Below are 19,707 nucleotides of genomic sequence, written 5' to 3'. Positions count from 1 at the left end.
AACAATTTCTATTCCAAATATATTAAAAGAAAAAAAACTCCATAGAAATTAGCAATAGTCTTTTTGTTTTTAAATCATTATATATGTGTTAAGTCAATTTTTATTATTTACTAAGATTCTGGAAACATATTAAAATACTTCTTTTTGAATTAATTAGCAACAGCTAGAACCAAAATCCGATATTAAAAAACCAAATACTTGAATTAGTTTCTGGAGAAAACGAATAAGTAGCTTCTACCGGGCCTAAGAAAGAATCCCAGCCATAGCCAAGCGCGTAACCAGAATAATCTGGAGACGTAATCCACTCTCCTGAATCGAAAAGACCATCTTCTATATTCGCATAATTTGCAGCAGCTATAAGATGATGATTTTTTGAAAACTCATAATCTATTTTAAAGGTACTTTTTACAAAGCCATCTCCGGAAACAGACAACCAATCGTAACCATAAAAACTTTTAATATTATTAATTAAATTCCCTCCATATCCACCTATGGCGAAATTTAAAAACGGACTCTCGTAACCTCCTATACTAAACCCACCTTCAGATAAAATACTTACAGAAAATTTATTACTTATTTTAAATGCATAACCAATATCTGCTTTCGCAATAGAGAATTGACCGAAATCTGCATCGCCATCAGAACCATAAAAATACAAATGAAAATCTCCATTAAAATAAAATCCCGATTTTGGAAAGTATTTATTATCGTAAGAATCATAATTCATCTTTGCAAAACCACTAAAATAGTTTCTATTTTCAAACGTACTTTCTGACGATTCTGGTGTTTCTACAATTGTTTCAGAAGAGACTTTTAAATACTTATGTTCTGCCCCCAAACTAAGCACCATATCACTTAAAAACTGAGTCTGGATATAAAATTGATTGGTAAGATCTTTTAACTCTACATCGATCTTATTCACCCCAAGGTCTTCCCTTAAAAGTATATCTGCAGCAACATTTTTATTAAACTGATTATATCGAGACCGCAAACCTATGCTCCAATAAAACCCTTTATCTATATAATACTCAAAATTATAACGCAAATTATCTCCTAAAATAAGATCGAAAGACATCACATCACTATCTGTTAAAAGATGCTTAGTCGTTATATTTACCAAGGCTGCACTCTTATACAAATCGTCGTAATGTAAAGCCAATTTAAGCGCCGTTTTCTTATCGCTTTCTGTAACATTTGTAATTAAATCGTAGCCTTGTTTTCTTTTATCTGGTTTTAAATCGTAAGTAAAATTATCGAAGTTATTGGTTGCGACTAAGTTGTTTACGCCATCAGAAAAGTCTTTATAACTAACATACGAATTACTCTTTAATTTTAATTTTCCTAAAACATAAGCTCGAGAATAGTTATTGTTACCATTAACCTGAATACTATTAATAGAAATAGAATCTAGATGTTTTATTTGTGGTTTTTTTACAAAATGAGTACGCTGTTTTTTTACTATATCTTTTAATTCTTCTATATGCTTATTTGCAGCTAAATCGCCATTGTGTATAATTTCTTCACCTTCATCAAAAGAAACAACATTAAAATTTGTAATATCTGGTTTTATATAAACATCTGTGTTTTTAACTTTCTGAACCATATCACTAAGCGTTTTATAATTCTGAATTTGATATAAAATTTCTGTAGCAGATTTTAAGTCCTTCCCTTTAGATAATTCATCCTGAACATCTACTCCTATAATTAAATCTACGCCTTTAGCCTTCATTTCGTCTAAAGGATAATTATTAATTACACCACCATCTATATACAATTCACCATCTATATTAACGGGCTGAAATAATGTTGGCAAAGCGCCACTTGCCATAACGGCTTGAGCCAAATTACCATGCCCCAACTGCACTGCTTTACCGGTTTCTATATTTGTAGTCATACAGAAAAACGGAACAGGCAACTTACTAAAATCGGAAATATCTTTTACATGCAGCGTAAGTTCAGACAGCAAATTAAATGTATTTTGTCCGCGAGATAATGCGGTTGGCAAACGCAGTTTAAAACCATCGAACGGCAAGGTTAAAGCATAACGTTCAGAATTTTCTCGTTCGTAAAACGTTTTGGCTTCACGCGGAATATTATCAATAATAATATTATCGAAATTTATAGTTTTAAAAATAGAATCTATTTCTATTCCAGAATACCCAGAAGCATAAAGCGACCCTATAATAGCACCCATGCTTGTTCCCGCAACATAATCTACACGAACACCTAAACTATCTAAAACCTTAAGTACTCCAATGTGTGCTAATCCTTTTGCCCCGCCACCACTTAAAACAAGTCCAACTTTTACATCCTTAACAGATGGGCTTTTTTGTTCTTGAGCATGAACAAAAACACTCATAAAAATAATACTAAAAAATAAAATTACGCGCATGTAATTATGAGGTATGATAATGATTAAAAATTTTATTTGCCCTAGAGAAACCTACCACAGCTTCTAAATCTTTTAAAGATGCATTAGAAATTCGTTTTACAGATTTAAAATGACTTAATAATTCTACAATTGTTTTTTCTCCAATACCAGGAATGGTTTCTAATTCTGTATTCAGAGCCCCTTTACTACGCCTATTTCTATGGTGTTCTATACCAAATCTATGTGCTTCGTTTCTAAGCTGCTGAATAATTTTTAGGGTTTCACTTTTCTTATCTAAATACAGCGGTATAGGATCGTCCGGATAGAACAATTCTTCTAAACGCTTTGCAATACCAATTATTGCAATTTTTCCACGTAAACCTAAATCTCCTAAAGCATTTAAAGCAGAAGACAATTGCCCTTTTCCTCCATCTATAATTATAAGTTGCGGTAAAGGTTGCTGTTCTTCTAATAAACGCTTGTAGCGTCTAAAAACCACTTCTTCCATAGATGCAAAATCATCTGGGCCTATAACGGTTTTTATATTAAAATGTCTATAATCTTTTTTACTAGGTTTACCATCTTTAAAAACCACACAAGCTGCAACGGGGTTTGTTCCTTGAATATTCGAGTTATCAAAACATTCTATATGTCGCGGTTCTTCATGTAAACGCAAATCTGTTTTCATTTGTGCCATAATGCGATTTACATGCCGATCTGGATCTGTAATTTTAATTTGCTTAAAACGCTCCATGCGGTAATATTTTGCATTACGTAACGACAAGTCTAAAATGCGTTTTTTATCTCCTAATTGCGGAACCGTCACCCTAACATCTTCTCCTAAACTTACTTTAAAAGGTACATATATTTCTTTTGAATTAGAATTAAAACGCTGACGAATTTCTGTAATCGCTAATTCTAATAAATGCTTATCGGTTTCATCAAGTTTTTTCTTAACTTCTAAAGTATGAGAACGAATAATAGAACCATAGGATAACTGAAGAAAATTAACATAACCAAAACCTTCATCGCTCATAATAGAAAACACATCTACATTGCTTATTTTAGGATTTACAATTGTAGATTTTGCCTGATAATTTTCTAAAACCTCTATCTTTTCTTTAACTTTTTGGGCTTCCTCAAAATGTAAATCGGCTGCCAATTGTTTCATCTGGCTTTTAAACTGATGTAAAGAATCTTTAAAGTTTCCTTTTAAAATTTCTCGGATTGCGATAATGTTTTTATCGTATTCTTCAATAGTTTCATAATCTTCACAAGGTCCTTTACAATTCCCTAAATGATATTCTAAACAAACTTTATATTTCCCAGAGTCTATTTTAGATTCAGACAAATCGTAATTACATGTTCTTAATGGATATACGCCTTTTATTAAATCTAAAAGCGTGTGTATGGTTTTAAAGTTTGTGTATGGTCCAAAATACTCAGAACCATCTTTTATTACTCTTCGTGTAGAAAACACACGCGGAAAACGTTCCTTCTTTATACAAATCCAAGGATATGTTTTATCGTCTTTAAGCAGTACATTATAACGAGGTTGGTGTTTTTTAATTAAATTATTCTCTAACAACAACGCATCTGTTTCTGTTTCGACTACAATATGTTTAATCTCTGCTATTTTCTTTACAAGCACTCTAGTTTTTCCACTATCGTGCGTTTTTGTAAAATAAGACGATACGCGCTTCTTTAAATTCTTTGCTTTTCCAACATAAATTATAGTCCCATTGGCATCAAAATACTGATACACGCCAGGCGAACTAGGCAAAGTTTTTAGCTTAATTTGTAAAGCGTTTTCATCCATAAATCAAATATACTACAACAATATTAAAACCTATTTTCATTGTATAAAATTTAGCATATAATATGTTGCTTTTTATTCAACATTAAATATCTTTCGCACTTTAACACCAAGATGGACAAACAATATATAGGTCGGGTAGATAAATTTGATTTTCCTAAATTAGATTTGTTTAATATAGATGTAAAAATAGATACAGGAGCTTATACTTCTGCCATACATTGTTCCGAAATTAAAGAAGAAAATAACACCTTACATTGTATATTTTACAGTAAAGGTCACCCTAATTTTAGTAGTGAAGAAGTTGTCTTTACAGAATATACGTTTACAAACGTAAAAAGTAGTAATGGCATAAAAGAAAATAGATATAAAATAAAATCTGAAGTCATAATTTTTGGTAAAACACATAAGATAAACTTAACTTTAAGCACAAGAGACGATATGAGATTCCCTGTACTTATTGGAAGACAATTTTTAAAACGAAAATTTCTAGTCGATGTAGATCTTCAAAACTTATCATTTAATTTAAAAAGCTAATGAATATTGTAATTTTATCGAGAAACGCAGAACTTTACTCCACAGACAGATTAGTTGAAGAAGGAGAAAAACGTGGACACAAAATAGAAGTTATCGATCCACTAAAATGCGACATTATTATAGAAAAAGAAAAGCCAACCATTTTCTATAAAAACCGTTACCTAGATTATGTAGATGCTATTATCCCACGCGTGGGTGCTTCGGTTACCTTTTATGGGTGCGCTGTAGTACGCCAGTTCGAGATGATGAATGTATTTACCATTGTTACTTCAGACGCTATACAACGTTCTAGAGACAAATTAAGATCTTTACAACGCCTTAGTAAAGCAGGAATTGGTATGCCAAAAACGGTATTTACAAATTATTCTAGAGATGTAGAAGAAGTAATAAACCATGTTGGAGGAACTCCTGTAATTATTAAATTACTAGAAGGTACTCAAGGTTTAGGTGTGGTTTTAGCCGAAACTAAAAATGCAGCAGAATCTGTACTTGAAGCCTTTAATGGGTTACAAGCTCGTGTTATTGTACAAGAGTTTATTAAAGAAGCAAACGGTGCCGATTTACGTGCTTTAATTGTAGACGGGCAAGTGGTTGGAGCAATGAAACGCCAAGGAAAAGAAGGAGAATTTAGATCTAACTTACACCGTGGTGGTTCTGCAAACATTATAAAATTAGATGAAGCAGAATTAAAATTAGCTATAAATGCGGCCTCGGCATTAAAACTTCCTGTTTGTGGTGTAGATATGTTACAATCGTCTCGTGGTCCATTACTTTTAGAAGTAAATTCTACCCCAGGATTAGAAGGCATAGAAGCTGCTACAGGTAAAAATATTGCAAAAAACATCATTACGTTTATAGAGCGTAATGCAAAAAAATAATGCATGATAAATAAGGAAATTTTACACGTTTTAGGTAAAAAAATTCTCCCAGGAGAAAGTGCAGAAATCAGTTTTGATGTTGCCAACTTACACACCTCTTCCAGTGTAGATGTCCCTGTTTTTATAGAACGCTCTAAACGCCCAGGACCAACCGTTTTATTTACAGCTGGAATACATGGAGACGAAGTTAATGGCGTAGATATAGTAAGACAAATTATAGCTAAAGGCATTAATAAACCCAAATGCGGAACTATTATTTGTATTCCTGTGATTAACATTTTTGGATTTATAAACTTAAAACGAGAATTTCCTGATGGCCGCGATTTAAACCGTGTTTTCCCTGGAAGTGAAAATGGTTCGCTTGCTAGCCAAGTAGCTTACAAATTAATTGAAGAAGTAATTCCTTCTGTAGATTATGTAGTCGATTTCCATACAGGAGGCGCAGGACGTTTTAATGCTCCACAAATTAGAATTGAAAAAAATAATTTAGAATTAGATAAATTAGCCCGGTCTTTCGGTGCTCCTTTTGTTATGTATTCTAAAACATTAAGTAAATCCTTTCGTTATACGTGCTCTAAATTAGGCATCCCTATGTTGCTTTTTGAAGGCGGAAAATCTATTCACTTAGATGCCAATGTAACATTAACGGGTGTTAATGGAGCAAAGCGTGTTTTATCGCACTTAAATATGCTAAACACAAAATTTAAAGTCTCTCCGCCAAAGAAACCTTGTGTTTTTATTTTAGAAAGCAGATGGCAACGCGCAAACTATTCTGGATTATTTAGACCTACTTTAGATTTAATGTCTGCTAAAGTAAAAAAAGGAGATATTTTAGGAAACATTACCGATCCTTATGGGAAATTTAATGATTTTGTGAAAGCTGAAATAAGCGGATATATTATTAATGTAAACGAATCTCCGATTGTGTACCAAGGCGATGCTCTTTTTCATATTACAAGAAAACTGAAACAATAATTCATGACTAAATCTGAGTTACGCACATTATACAAAACAAAACGCAAAGCACTTTCTATAGGTGCTTGCGACGATTTAAGTATAGACATTTCTAACCAACTTTTAAAGCTCCCTATTTGGGACAAATCGTTCTATCATATCTTTTTAACTATTGAAGAACAAAAGGAAGTAAACACAGAATTTATTCTGAATATTCTCTCTGGGAAAGATAAAAATATCGTGATTTCTAAGAGTGATTTCAAAACAGGATTAATGCATCATGTATTACTTACAGACGCAACTACTATTAAGAAAAACTCATACAATATTCCCGAACCTATAGATGGTATTCCTATTCCTGATTCTAGTATTGAAGTGGTTTTTATTCCGCTATTAGCATTCGATAAAACAGGAAACAGAATTGGTTACGGTAAAGGTTTTTACGATCGTTTTTTAGACGCTTGCCCCCCAGAAACCCTAAAAATTGGATTATCTTTTTTTGAAGCTGAAGCTGAAATTTCTGATGTTTACGACAGCGACATTCCTTTAGATTATTGCGTTACACCAAAACAAGTTTACACCTTTTAAAACATAAAGAAAGCCCGCAATATAAAATTGCGGGCTTTCTTATTATTTTATTTTTTTACTCTATTCTGTTAAACCTCTACTTTTTAACATCGGTTCAATTTTTGGATCCTCACCTGTAAAATCTCGGTATAATTTTCCGAATTCTTCTGTATTTCCTCTAGACAAAATCATATCACGAAAACGCTGACCATTTTCAGGTGTTAAACCACCATGATTTTCAAACCATGCAAATGCATCATGATCTAACATTTCTGTCCATAAATACGCATAATATCCAGCAGCATAACCATTACCCCAAATATGTAAGAAATATGTTGAGCGGTAACGTGGTGGCACAGCACTTAAATCTAAATGCGTACGTTTTAATGCTTCTTTTTCAAACACATCTGCATCATCAATTTTTACATCTTTAGAAATAGTGTGCCATTGCATATCTAAACTTGCAGCAGATAACACTTCTGTTAATGCATAACCTTGATTAAACGTAGATGCTTTTTTAATCTTATCTATTAATGCTTGTGGCATTGGCTCTCCAGTTTTATAATGCTTAGCATAATTATTTAATATGGTTGGATAAAGCGCCCAGTTTTCATTAAATTGAGAAGGAAATTCTACGAAATCTCGTGGTGTATTTGTTCCTGATAAGCTCACATATTCCTGATTTGCAAAGAAACCATGTAATGCATGTCCAAATTCATGAAACATCGTAATTACGTCGTCAAAACTTACTAAAGCAGGTTCTCCGTCTGCTGGCTTAGTAAAGTTACAAACATTATAAATTACAGGTTGTGTACCTAAAAGTTTAGATTGCTCTACAATATTACTCATCCAAGCACCACCAGATTTATTATCACGTTTAAAATAATCGCCATAAAACAATCCAATTTGAGTTCCATCTTTATCTATAACATCGTAAACACGAACATCTTCTTGGTATACTGGTAAATCTTTACGTTCCTTAAACGTTAAACCGTATAATTGATTAGCAGCGTAAAACACACCGTTTTCTAATACATTATATAATTCAAAATAAGGTTTAATTTGGCTATCGTCTAAATCGTATCGTTCTTTTCTAACTTGTTCAGCATACATATTCCAATCCCAAGCTTCAAGTTTAAATCCACCTTTTTGTTTATCTATTAATGCTTGAATATCTGCTGCTTCAACTTTAGCTTTAGCTACAGTAGCTGGCACTAATTGATCTAAAAAGTCTTGAACTGCCTTTGGCGTTTTTGCCATTTGGTTTTGAAGTTTCCAAGCTGCATAGTTTTCATACCCTAAGATAGACGCTTGTTCTGCACGAATCACAGCAATACGTTCTATGGTTTTTCTAGTATCGTTTTCATCTCCTTTAGAAGCACGCGTCCAAGAATTAGTAAACAATTTTTCGCGTGTTTCACGATTTGTTAAGTTTTGTAAGCTTGGTTGTTGCGTTGTATTTTGTAATGGTAAAGTCCATTCTGTATTCGTATCGTTTGCTGCTGCACTAATTTCTGCATCAGACAAACCAGCCAAAGCTTCTTTATTATCTACAACTAAAGCGCCTGCTTTTGCTGCTGCTAATAACTGATTGGTAAACTTAGCGCTTAACGAAGCAACCTCTGAATTTAACTCTCTCAATTTTATTTTATCAGCATCGTTTAAATTAGCTCCAGCTAACACAAAACGTTGATAATAATACTCTACCAAATGCATAGATTCAGGATCTAATTTAAGAGAATCTCTAGAATCGTATACTGTTTTTACACGTGCAAATAATAGAGGATTTAAATAAATAGCATCATTATGTTCTGCAAACTTTGGAGCAGAAACTTCTTCTATTTCTTGTAATTCTGGATTTGTATTTGCTCCAGACAATAAGTTAAACACATTATTAACACGCATTAATAACTGCCCCGTTTTTTCTAAAGACACAAAAGTGTTTTCAAACGTGGGAGCTTCTGGATTTTCTACTATTGCTTTAATTTCTTTTAATTGCGCTTTCATTCCCGCATCCATTGCTGGCAAGAAATCTGTGTTTTTAATTTTATCGAAATCTGGCGCTTGAAAAGGTAAATCGCTAGGTGCAAAAAATGGATTTGTTGCTGATAACTCGTCTTTCACTTCTTCAACTTTCTTTGCTTCTTTTTGGCAAGAGGTTGTTAAAATAACTACGGCGAATAAAGCAAACACTGATAATTGTTTCATAGTTTTAAACTTTATTTATATAATATATTAAGTGTTTTATACATTAACTTCATTTGTATTTTGAAAATGCATATATTTTAAATACCACACAGAAAATTATTTACGTTATAAACCATGCAATATTTATATTCTTAAAATTAATCTTTAGGAAATGCTTTTTTATTAAATAACAATAACATAACGAATCCTGTACTAATTGCTACATCTGCAACATTAAAAACAGGCTCGAAAAAGGTAAAAAATTTCCCTCCCCAAATAGGTAACCATTCTGGCAAATACCCTTTCCATATAGGGAAATACAACATATCTACTACTTTACCATGAAGTATAGAATCGTAACCACCATCTACAGGCAGAAACGAAGCAATTTGACCATGACTGTCATTAAATATCATACCATAAAACACAGAATCTAAGATATTACCTAGAGCTCCTGCAAATATTAAAGCGACTGCTATAGTAAGCAAATAATGCCCTTTACTCTTTACAGTGGCATATAACCAATATCCAATACCAAAAATGGCAAATATTCTAAAAACGGTAAGTGAGGTTTTAGCTGTTCTATCTGAAATATACGAAGTGAAATCGCTTATTTTAGTTCCCCAAGCCATACCTTCATTTTCAATGAAATAAATTCTGAACCAATTAAAAACAGTAACATCCTCTCCTAAAATAAAATGTGTTTTAATATATATTTTACTTATTTGATCTATTAATAGAACAATAAAAATAAGTAAACTGGCTTTTTTTAAGGACATGCTTTGGATTTTGAACAAAAATAAGAATATTATTCTGTTTTAATTACACTTATATCACCTTGAATAGACTTTAAATCTAGCTGATGCTGTCCTAAAGTTAATGGTTGAAGCTTTACAACTCCATGTCTGGAAGACGCACTAACATTCGCATAATTGGTTTCTACATAAATAGAGCCGTTAATAGTATTAACTCTAGCCGAACCTAAAAACGATAACAATTTGCAGTGTCCCTGATTTAGCTCGATAAAGGCAGTATTAAAAACACCTTCTGCTTCTACACTTGCAATATCGCTTTTTACATTAAAATTTAGATGCTTTGGAACTTGAATATCCAACTCTACAGACATCAGTTTATGCGCACTTAATTTATCATTATCGGCTTTAAATAATGGTTGAAACCCTGTAGACACAAAAAGTGTATCGTTACTTTTTCTTGCAACAACAACCATATCTTCACTATGTTCCCCTTCAATTATGGTCTGAATAGCTATTTCACTTGTATTTAAGGCAAGTACATGAATTTTAAAACAATTATTTCCATTAATCTGGATCGTAGAAATATCTTGAGCATCAATTATTTTATCGACCCGTTTTTGAGCGCGCGATACAGAACAATAAAAGCCAATTATAATTACTAATATATATTTCATGAAATCAAAAAACGCCTATACATAAAATGTAAGGCGTTTATTTTTTATAAATTTAAAAGTACATCTATTGCATGTTCTTAGCTTCAATACTAAGCGTTGCATGTGGTACTAATTTTAAACGGTCTTTATTAATTAATTTACCAGTAACACGGCAAATTCCGTACGTTTTATTTTCAATTCTTATAAGCGCATTCTTAAGATCACGTATAAACTTTTCTTGACGGATTGCTAATTGCGAATTTGCTTCTTTACTCATCGTTTCGCTTCCTTCCTCAAAAGCTTTAAACGTTGGAGACGTATCATCTGTCCCGTTATTTAAATCGTTTTGATATGCACTCTTAATTAAGTCTAAATCTCGTTTAGCTTTTTCAATTTTATCCTGAATTAACTCCTTAAATTCGGCTAAATCCTTATCGGAGTATCTTACGTTTACGTCTACGCTCATAATGTTAGTGTTTTTCAATAAACAACTTAGTTTCAATACCATCAAAAGCAATATCGATACCGTCGTTTATTAGATCCATAATTTCAAGTTTGGCGGTTAGAGTCTCTGCCTTAATATATTCTAAATTTGTTGCTACAGCTTTTACAATATCCTCATGTTTTTGAAGCTTAACAGTTATACGGTCTGTAACTTCGAAACCAGAATCTTTACGTAAATTTTGTATTCTATTTATTAGCTCTCTTGCAATTCCTTCTTCTCTTAACGTTTCAGAAATTGTAATATCTAAAGCAACTGTTAAATTACCTTCGTTAGCAACTAACCAACCTTCAATATCCTGTGATATAATTTCTACATCTTCACGTCCTAAAGTAATACTTTTTCCATTAACCTCAACATCTATACTACCGCTTTGCTCTATTTTTTTTATGTCTTCTGAAGCCATTTTAGCTATTTCACTAGCTATCAACTTCATATCTTTTCCAAAGCGAGGACCTAAGACTTTAAAATCTGGTTTTATTTGTTTTACTAAAATATCTGAAGCATCTTCTAACAGCTCAATATCCTTAATATTAACCTCGTGCTTAATTAAATCTGCAACTGCCAGAATCTCTTCTTTTTGTTCCTTAGTATCTATAGGAATCATGATTTTCTGTAACGGCTGGCGCACTTTAATTTTTTCCTTAGCACGTAACGATAATACTAATGATGAAATAACTTGAGCACGCCCCATCTTACGCTCTAAAGACTTGTCTATAATAGCTTCATCAAACACAGGGAACTCGGCCAAATGTACACTTTCAAATGTTTCTTTTTGTGTCACTTGTGTTAAGTCTCGGTAAAGTTTATCCATGAAAAACGGAGCTATTGGAGCACCTAATTTTGCAATGGTTAACATACATGTGTATAATGTTTGGTAAGCCGAAATCTTATCTTGTTCGTACTCACCTTTCCAGAAACGTCTTCTGCTTAAACGCACATACCAGTTACTTAAATAATCTTGTGTAAACTCTGAAATTGCACGTGCCGCTTTTGTAGGCTCGTATTCTGCATAATATTCGTCTACACGTTGTATAAGTGAGTGTAATTCTGATAACACCCAACGGTCTAATTCTGGACGTTCCTCTAAAGGAATATCTGCTTCACTATACGTGAATTTATCTAAATTTGTATATAGACTAAAGAATGAATACGTGTTGTAAAGTGTTCCGAAGAATTTACGTTTCACCTCTTCAATACCTTCAATATCGAATTTTAAATTATCCCAAGGATTTGCATTACTAATCATGTACCAACGTGTGGCATCAGGACCGTAAGCAGTAAGTGTTTCAAAAGGATCTACAGCATTTCCTAAACGCTTAGACATTTTTTGTCCGTTTTTATCTAACACTAATCCGTTAGACACCACGTTTTTATACGCTACAGAATCGAATACCATAGTAGCAATGGCGTGAAGTGTATAAAACCATCCACGTGTTTGGTCTACACCTTCCGCTATAAAATCTGCTGGATACGATTCGTTTCCGTCAATTTTTTCTTTGTTTTCAAACGGATAATGCCATTGTGCATAAGGCATAGAACCAGAATCGAACCAAACATCTATCAAGTCGCTTTCACGTTTCATAGGTTGCCCTGAAGCAGAAACTAAAGTAATTTGATCTACAATGTTTTTATGTAAATCTAATAATGCGTAATTCTCATCTGTATTATCTCCAACTTTAAAACCTTCAAAAATATCTTTCTCTAAAACGCCAGCTTCAACAGCCTTAGCCATTTCTGCTTTTAATTCAGCAACAGATCCTATACATATTTCTTCTTTACCATCTTCGGTTCTCCAAATTGGTAATGGAATTCCCCAATAACGAGAACGCGATAAATTCCAGTCGTTAGCATTAGCTAACCAGTTCCCGAAACGACCTGTTCCTGTAGATTTTGGTTTCCAGTTTATGGTATCATTAAGCTCTACCATACGTCCTTTAACGTCGGTAACTTTAATAAACCAAGAATCTAATGGGTAATATAAAATAGGCTTGTCTGTTCTCCAACAATTTGGATAACTGTGCTTATATTTTTCAACCTTAAAGGCTTTATTTTCTTCTTTTAAACGAATAGCAATTTCTACATCTACAGAACGTTCTGGAGCTTCACCATCGTTATAATATTCGTTTTTCACATATTTACCAGCATATTCTCCCATTTCTGGTCTGAATTTACCTTGTAAATTTACTAACGGTACTAAGTTTCCATTTTCGTCTTTTACCAACATTGGCGGAATCTCTGGCGTTGCTTGTTTGGCAACCAAAGCATCGTCTGCTCCAAAAGTAGGCGCTGTATGTACAATACCTGTACCATCTTCTGTAGTCACAAAATCTCCAGCAATAATTCTAAATGCATTTTCAGGATTATCGTTTGGAAGTGCATAAGGCATTAATTGCTCGTACGTAATTCCTACTAAATCTTTTCCTTTAAATTCTTTTACAACGTAAAACGGAATTTTCTTATCACCATGCTTATAATCTAATAATGCAGGTTTATTATCTACTTGAAAACATTTACCAGCAAATTGTTTTGCTAATAATGGTTTTGCAAGCACCACATTCATAGGTTCGAATGTGTATTGGTTATAAGTTTCTACTAAAACGTAGTCAATTTTATTTCCAACAGTTAAAGCTGTGTTACTTGGCAAAGTCCAAGGTGTTGTTGTCCATGCTAAGAAAAAGATATCGCCTTCGTCTTGTAAAAAGTTTGGTAACGAATCTGCATTTGCTTTAAACTGCGCAACAATTGTTGTATCTGTAACATCTTGGTATGTTCCTGGCTGATTTAATTCGTGAGAACTTAAACCTGTTCCTGCTTTAGGAGAATACGGCTGAATAGTATACCCTTTGTAGATTAACTTCTTGTCGTAAATTCGCTTTAACAACCACCACACACTTTCCATGTATTTTGGTTCGTAAGTAATATATGGATCTTCCATATTTACCCAATATCCCATTTTACGGGTTAAGTCGTTCCAAATTCCTGTGTAGCGCATTACGGCAGTACGGCAAGCGGCATTATAATCTTCTACAGAAATGGTTTTACCAATATCTTCTTTGGTAATTCCTAATTCTTTTTCTACACCAAGTTCTACAGGTAAACCATGTGTATCCCAACCCGCTTTACGTTTTACTTGAAACCCTTTCATGGTTTTGTAACGCGGAAAAATATCTTTAATAGAACGCGCTAAAACATGATGAACACCTGGTAATCCGTTTGCGGATGGAGGCCCTTCAAAAAACACGTAGGGTTCGTGTCCTTCTCTTGTTGTGATGCTCTTTTCAAATATATTTTTTGACTCCCAAAAATCAAGAATTTCTTCTGCGACGTTTGGTAAGTTAAGACCTTTATACTCAGGAAATCTCATGCTCATTCGTTCTATTTTCTTATAAGAACGCGAAATTAATCAATTTTAAGAAAACAGCGGTGTTAATAATCAAAAAAACCGATTCAAAATAATCTCCTCTAATTTTTATTTTTTTTCTGCTTTTTATATTCCTTTTAAAAGTATTTTCATCTTTATTAAAAGCAATATTATATCCATTTTTATCTTCTATTTAAAATGAACTTATTTTCGGTTTTTACTACCTGAATTTTACAGATTGAAAGCACTAACAATAAATAAAAAACAGAATATATAAACCACAAAAAACCCTCAGACATAATGCCGAGGGTTTTTATTTTTTTTAATCGAAATGAATAAATACGCTTACCAGATTTTTACTCTATTTTCTGGTGCGATATACATTTTATCTCCTTCTTTAATATCAAATGCATTATAAAAAGCATCGACATTTAAAAGTGGTTGTACAGCACGATTCATTCCTGGAGAATGCGGATCTGTTTTAATCTGATTTTTTAAAGCATCTTCTCTAGATAAACTTCTCCAAACTGTAGACCAAGACATAAAGAAACGTTGTTCTGGAGTAAATCCATCAATATCTTCTGGTCTTCCATTTTTCTTCATACTCATTTGTAAAGCATCGTAAGCAGCATTTACACCACCTAAATCTCCTATGTTTTCACCTAAAGTAAATTCACCATTAATATAAGTATCAGGCAATACTTCTATTGCACTGTATTGATCTGCTAATGCTTTTCCTAACTTAGTAAACTCTTCTAAATCTTTGTCTGTCCACCAATTATTTAAATTTCCATTTTTATCGTAACGTGCTCCAGAATCATCAAAACTATGAGAAATTTCATGACCAATTACGGCTCCAATTCCACCATAATTTACAGCATCGTCTGCTTGGTAATTGTAAAAAGGAGGTTGTAAGATCGCTGCAGGAAATACAATCTCGTTATAAGATGGATTGAAATATGCATTTACCGTTTGTGGAGACATTCCCCATTCTGTTTTATCTACAGGTTTTCCTAATTTATCAATATCTTCTTGAAAATTCCAAGCTCTAGCATTTTGCATGTTTTGAAGATATGTACCACCATCTTTTGGACTTACAATTTCTAAAGCAGAATAATCTTTCCATTTATCTGGATATGCAATTTTTATTGTAGTTGCTTTAAGTTTCTCGATAGCTTTTGTTTTGGTGTCTTCACTCATCCAAGGCAATACAGAAATTCTATTTTCAAATGCTTTAATTACATTTTTAATCATTTCTTCTGCTTTCACTTTAGCTTCTGGCGGGAATTTTTTATCTACATATAATTTCCCTAAAGCTTCACCTATAGTACCGTTAACCGTTTGCAAAGCTCTTTCGTTACTTGGGCGTTGTTTTTTCTCTCCACGTAATGTTTTATTATAAAACTCCCAATCTGCTAATTCTATATCGCTACTCAATAAACCAGCTGCACGATTAAAAGCAGACCAACGTAAATATGCTTTCCAATCGCTCACATTGTTTTTTGCAAGAATAGACTGTAATGCTTTTATATATTTTGGCTGACCAACAATTACTGTATCTAATTTTTTAGCACCAATTCCATCAAAATATGCCGTCCAATCTATAGCTGGAGCCATTTTTTGTAAATCTGATACTGCAGTAGGATTATACGTTTTTCTACTATCTCTTAATTCTACTTTATCCATTTTAGGCTCTGCTAAACTGGTTTCGAATGCTAAAATTTGTTTTGCTTGCGTACTAGCAACGGCTTCTGTATCTCCTAAAAATTGAAGCATTTTAGTAATATGTGCTACATATAATGCTCTTTTTTCTTTAGAATCTGCATCGTCTTTAACATAATAATCACGATCTGGAAGACCTAAACGACCTGTTCCTAAATACGCTGCATTTTTATTACTATCTTTTGCATCTGCACCAACTCCAAAACCAAAGAATCCTGCTCCGCCTTTAGGTTCCATTTCTATTAAATAACTTTCTAAATCTTTAACACTGTTTATAGCATCAATTTTAGCTAAAATAGGTTTTAATGGCTCTATTCCTGCTTTATTTCTAGCAACGGTGTCCATAATAGTTTCGTAAAGAAAAACAGCTTTTTCTTGATCTGAACCAGGAAGCACTTCTATTTTATTAACATCTTTATCGTCAGACATTGCTGATTTTAAAATATCTAAAACATCGTGATCTGTTTTTTGTCTTAACTCATCAAAACTTCCCCATCTAGATCTATCATCTGGGATTGTATTGTTTTTTAACCAATTACCATTTACATATTTAAAAAAATCGTCGTTAGGCTTAACCGAATTATCAATATAATCTAAATTGATTCCAGGAACAACTTCTTCTTTAACTGCTACCTCTGCCGTTTCTTTTTTTGCCTCGTCTTTACAAGCTGTTAAGCTTCCAAAAGCTATGGCGCTAAGCACAGATAACTTTAAAATATTAGTTTTCATATATTTAAGTTTGAATTGTTTTTTTTGAATTATTTTTTAAATAAACTCACACAAAGAGTAGTCTACATTTAGTTTAAAAAGTTACTGTAAATTTAAAATACTTACTAAGATCAAACAATTAAATCTACTAAATCTTCAATTTTAGAAATCAATTGAATTTTAATAGCTTTTGGCTTCAGGGAAATTTTATTATACTTAGATACAAATATAGTTGAAAATCCTAATTTTTCGGCTTCTTGAATACGTTGCTCTACCCGTTGCACTGGACGGATTTCTCCGGACAAGCCAACTTCTGCAGCAAAGCAATAATCTTTTGCCAAAGCTTCATCTTCATTAGAAGACAAAATAGCTGCAACAACTGCTAAATCTATAGCAGGATCGTCTACAGTAATTCCGCCTGTAATATTTAAAAAGACATCTTTAGCTCCCAATCTAAATCCCGCGCGTTTTTCTAAAACAGCGAGTAACATGTTTAATCGCTTGGCATTAAAACCTGTCGCAGATCGCTGTGGCGTACCATAAACGGCAGTACTTACCAAAGCCTGAACTTCTATCATTAACGGACGCATACCCTCTAAAGTTGCAGAAATTGCATTCCCGCTCAATTCTTCATCTTTTTTAGAAATTAAAATTTCTGAAGGATTAGAAACTTCACGTAAACCGGAACCTTGCATTTCGTAAATACCAAGTTCATTGGTAGATCCAAATCTGTTTTTATTGGCTCTTAATATTCTAAACACATGATTACGATCGCCTTCAAACTGAAGTACCGTATCTACCATATGTTCTAAAATTTTAGGTCCAGCGATATTACCGTCTTTAGTAATATGGCCTATAAGAACAACCGGAGTAGATGTTTCTTTTGCGAACTTTATAAGTTCTGTAGTGCATTCTTTTATTTGTGAAATACTTCCCGAAGACGATTCTATATAATCGCTATGTAGCGTCTGAATAGAATCTACAATCACTATATCGGGCTCCAAGGCTTCTATTTGCTTGAAAATATTTTGTGTTTTTGTTTCTGTTAATATATAGCAGTTGCTATTATTAGGATTAATACGCTCTGCACGCATTTTTATTTGTTTCTGGCTTTCTTCTCCAGAGACATAAAGTGTTTTGTAAGGCAATTTTAAAGCGACTTGTAACAACAAAGTACTTTTCCCTATTCCTGGCTCTCCTCCTAATAAGGTTAAAGAACCCGGCACAATTCCGCCACCTAATACACGATTAAATTCTTGATCGAATGTGTCTAATCGCGCTTCTTGAGACGCATCTATTTCGTTTATTAAAAGCGGTATAGAAGACCGTTTTGTATTGCTTGACGTTGGTGTTTTCCAATCGCTTTTTTCAGGCGTCTGAATCACCTCTTCTACTATAGTATTCCAAGCTTTACAAGAGTTACATTGGCCTTGCCATTTAGCATATTGGGCACCACAACTCTGACAGAAAAATGTAGTTTTTACTTTTGCCATTAATATCCGTAATCTGCTTTAAGTCGGTTTGCGCGTTCAATCATATCTTCTTTTGTTAAACCTCCAATTTCATCGAAAATATAAGACGACTGATATGTTTTCATTGCTTTTTTAGGCTGATCTGTTTCCTCATAAAAACGCGCTAAATAAAATTGACCTAACAACGTTTCTGGGTAAGAATCTCGAGCCATTTTACTTAACTCTTGATAATCTTTAAATTCCGATTTCTTTTCTATTGCAGATGCAATGGCTTTAAAATCGTTTATTAAAATCGTTTTCTTTACGCCGTATAATTCTTGAATAGATTCGTATTTATTTTTAAGATAATCTATAGCAGGGTCGTCTGAAGCCATGATATCTTTTTGAAACTCCCCTGAAGTTATAGGCTGATAGATATAAAATATACTCTCTAATGCTTTTGGAACTGCTTGCGCAACCACAGAATAATGCGTTAACCCTTCAAACTCCTTATAATCGTATTGCAAATAATCGTTTTCTACGTTTTTAATTGCCGTATTTAACAAGTGCGTTCCTTTTTTTACAGACTTAAGATCGTCTGTAGTTGTTGTTAAATAATAAAATGTTTTTTTATCAATTTTACTTAAACGATCTGGGATATATTTAGTCATATTAGGAGCTAATTCTGGACTAATTACTATATATGCTTGAAATAAAGGTTTAGATTTTAATAAATAATAATTTATAAAATTAGCTGTTTCTCCATGCCCAATAGCTAAACTAAAATCTTCTGTTCTATACTTCTCTTTAATATACGGAAGTAATTCCATACCAATAAATTCATAAAACTTCGCACTACTATCTAAAGGCAACGAGTTTTGCTCTGAAAACATTGTGTCGTCATATCTCGTTTCAACTTGATTAATTCCAACAACAATAACTTCTGGAACATCTTCCCAATACGAGTAATAATCTATATTTCCGGCAACAACTTCAAATAAATAATCGCCATCTAAAACAACTACAATAGGATATTTTTTCTCGGTATTCTCACTGTAATTCCTTGGTAATTGAATTTTAATTTTTCTTGTTGCATCAAGTTTTTCAGATCTTATTGTCTCATAAATAGCTTGAGCTGAAACAAATTGACATGAAAACAGTAGTATAAATAAGTAAAGTAATTTTTTCATTTTTAGCAAGGTTAGTCTTACGCAAGGTATGAAAATAGTTTTTTTGTTTAAA

14 protein-coding genes are annotated in these 19,707 nt (G+C 32.9%); 4 read left to right on the top strand and 10 right to left on the bottom strand.

Annotation, left to right across the window (positions count from 1 at the left end; translation table 11 throughout):
- Window positions 1–163: 163 nt before the first annotated feature.
- Both GQR95_RS06400 and uvrC read right to left on the bottom strand, forming a co-directional pair.
- The gene (locus tag GQR95_RS06400) at window positions 164–2,359 is read right to left on the bottom strand and encodes a patatin-like phospholipase family protein (protein ID WP_233266014.1); all 2,196 of its coding nucleotides are present in this window, start codon (window positions 2,357–2,359) and stop codon (window positions 164–166) included.
- Window positions 2,360–2,396: 37 nt separating this feature from the next.
- Window positions 2,397–4,190 (bottom strand): excinuclease ABC subunit UvrC, encoded by a 1,794-nt coding sequence (gene uvrC / locus GQR95_RS06395; RefSeq protein WP_159022378.1) that lies wholly within the window; start codon window positions 4,188–4,190, stop codon window positions 2,397–2,399.
- A 111-nt stretch (window positions 4,191–4,301) separates the two neighbouring features.
- Between uvrC and GQR95_RS06390 the strand changes: the two genes are divergently transcribed.
- Genes GQR95_RS06390 through GQR95_RS06375 form a run of 4 tightly spaced genes read left to right on the top strand, consistent with a single transcriptional unit; the run spans window position 4,302 to window position 7,144 of the window.
- Window positions 4,302–4,724 (top strand): RimK/LysX family protein, encoded by a 423-nt coding sequence (locus GQR95_RS06390; RefSeq protein ID WP_159022377.1) that lies wholly within the window; start codon window positions 4,302–4,304, stop codon window positions 4,722–4,724.
- Entirely contained in the window at window positions 4,724–5,602 is an 879-nt protein-coding gene (gene rimK, locus GQR95_RS06385; RefSeq protein WP_159022376.1) for a 30S ribosomal protein S6--L-glutamate ligase, read from the top strand. Before GQR95_RS06390 ends, rimK begins: the two co-directional genes overlap by 1 nt.
- Before the next feature lie 3 nt (window positions 5,603–5,605).
- A complete protein-coding gene (locus tag GQR95_RS06380) occupies window positions 5,606–6,577 on the top strand; it encodes a succinylglutamate desuccinylase/aspartoacylase family protein (protein WP_159022375.1) in 972 nt (323 codons plus the stop codon).
- A 3-nt stretch (window positions 6,578–6,580) separates the two neighbouring features.
- Complete coding sequence (locus tag GQR95_RS06375; RefSeq protein ID WP_159022374.1) at window positions 6,581–7,144, top strand: 5-formyltetrahydrofolate cyclo-ligase; 564 nt, start codon at window positions 6,581–6,583, stop codon at window positions 7,142–7,144.
- A 60-nt stretch (window positions 7,145–7,204) separates the two neighbouring features.
- On the opposite strand, the gene dcp is transcribed toward GQR95_RS06375, so the two are convergent.
- The 8 genes from dcp to GQR95_RS06335 form a co-directional block, all read right to left on the bottom strand.
- Window positions 7,205–9,331 (bottom strand): peptidyl-dipeptidase Dcp, encoded by a 2,127-nt coding sequence (gene dcp / locus GQR95_RS06370; protein ID WP_159022373.1) that lies wholly within the window; start codon window positions 9,329–9,331, stop codon window positions 7,205–7,207.
- Between the two features lie 137 nt (window positions 9,332–9,468).
- Window positions 9,469–10,089 (bottom strand): lipoprotein signal peptidase, encoded by a 621-nt coding sequence (locus GQR95_RS06365; RefSeq protein WP_159022372.1) that lies wholly within the window; start codon window positions 10,087–10,089, stop codon window positions 9,469–9,471.
- Between the two features lie 29 nt (window positions 10,090–10,118).
- Entirely contained in the window at window positions 10,119–10,739 is a 621-nt protein-coding gene (locus GQR95_RS06360; protein ID WP_159022371.1) for a hypothetical protein, read from the bottom strand.
- 64 nt (window positions 10,740–10,803) lie between these two features.
- A complete protein-coding gene (locus GQR95_RS06355; RefSeq protein WP_159022370.1) occupies window positions 10,804–11,184 on the bottom strand; it encodes a TraR/DksA C4-type zinc finger protein in 381 nt (126 codons plus the stop codon).
- A 4-nt stretch (window positions 11,185–11,188) separates the two neighbouring features.
- Window positions 11,189–14,593 carry an isoleucine--tRNA ligase gene (gene ileS / locus GQR95_RS06350; protein WP_159022369.1) on the bottom strand — a complete coding sequence of 1,135 codons (3,405 nt, stop codon included), beginning with the start codon at window positions 14,591–14,593 and terminating at the stop codon, window positions 11,189–11,191.
- Between the two features lie 336 nt (window positions 14,594–14,929).
- Window positions 14,930–17,035 carry a M13 family metallopeptidase gene (locus tag GQR95_RS06345; RefSeq protein WP_159022368.1) on the bottom strand — a complete coding sequence of 702 codons (2,106 nt, stop codon included), beginning with the start codon at window positions 17,033–17,035 and terminating at the stop codon, window positions 14,930–14,932.
- 110 nt (window positions 17,036–17,145) lie between these two features.
- On the bottom strand, window positions 17,146–18,507 hold the full coding sequence (gene radA / locus GQR95_RS06340) for a DNA repair protein RadA (protein ID WP_159022367.1): 1,362 nt from the start codon (window positions 18,505–18,507) through the stop codon (window positions 17,146–17,148).
- On the bottom strand, window positions 18,507–19,655 hold the full coding sequence (locus GQR95_RS06335; protein ID WP_159022366.1) for an alpha/beta hydrolase: 1,149 nt from the start codon (window positions 19,653–19,655) through the stop codon (window positions 18,507–18,509). The genes radA and GQR95_RS06335 overlap by 1 nt, the downstream gene beginning before the upstream one ends.
- Window positions 19,656–19,707: the final 52 nt, after the last annotated feature.

Source organism: Formosa sp. L2A11, from assembly GCF_009796865.1.
Taxonomy (GTDB): Bacteria; Bacteroidota; Bacteroidia; order Flavobacteriales; family Flavobacteriaceae; genus Formosa.
The sequence above is the reverse complement of the archived record's forward strand: the minus strand, read 5'-3'. Positions and strand labels throughout refer to the sequence as shown.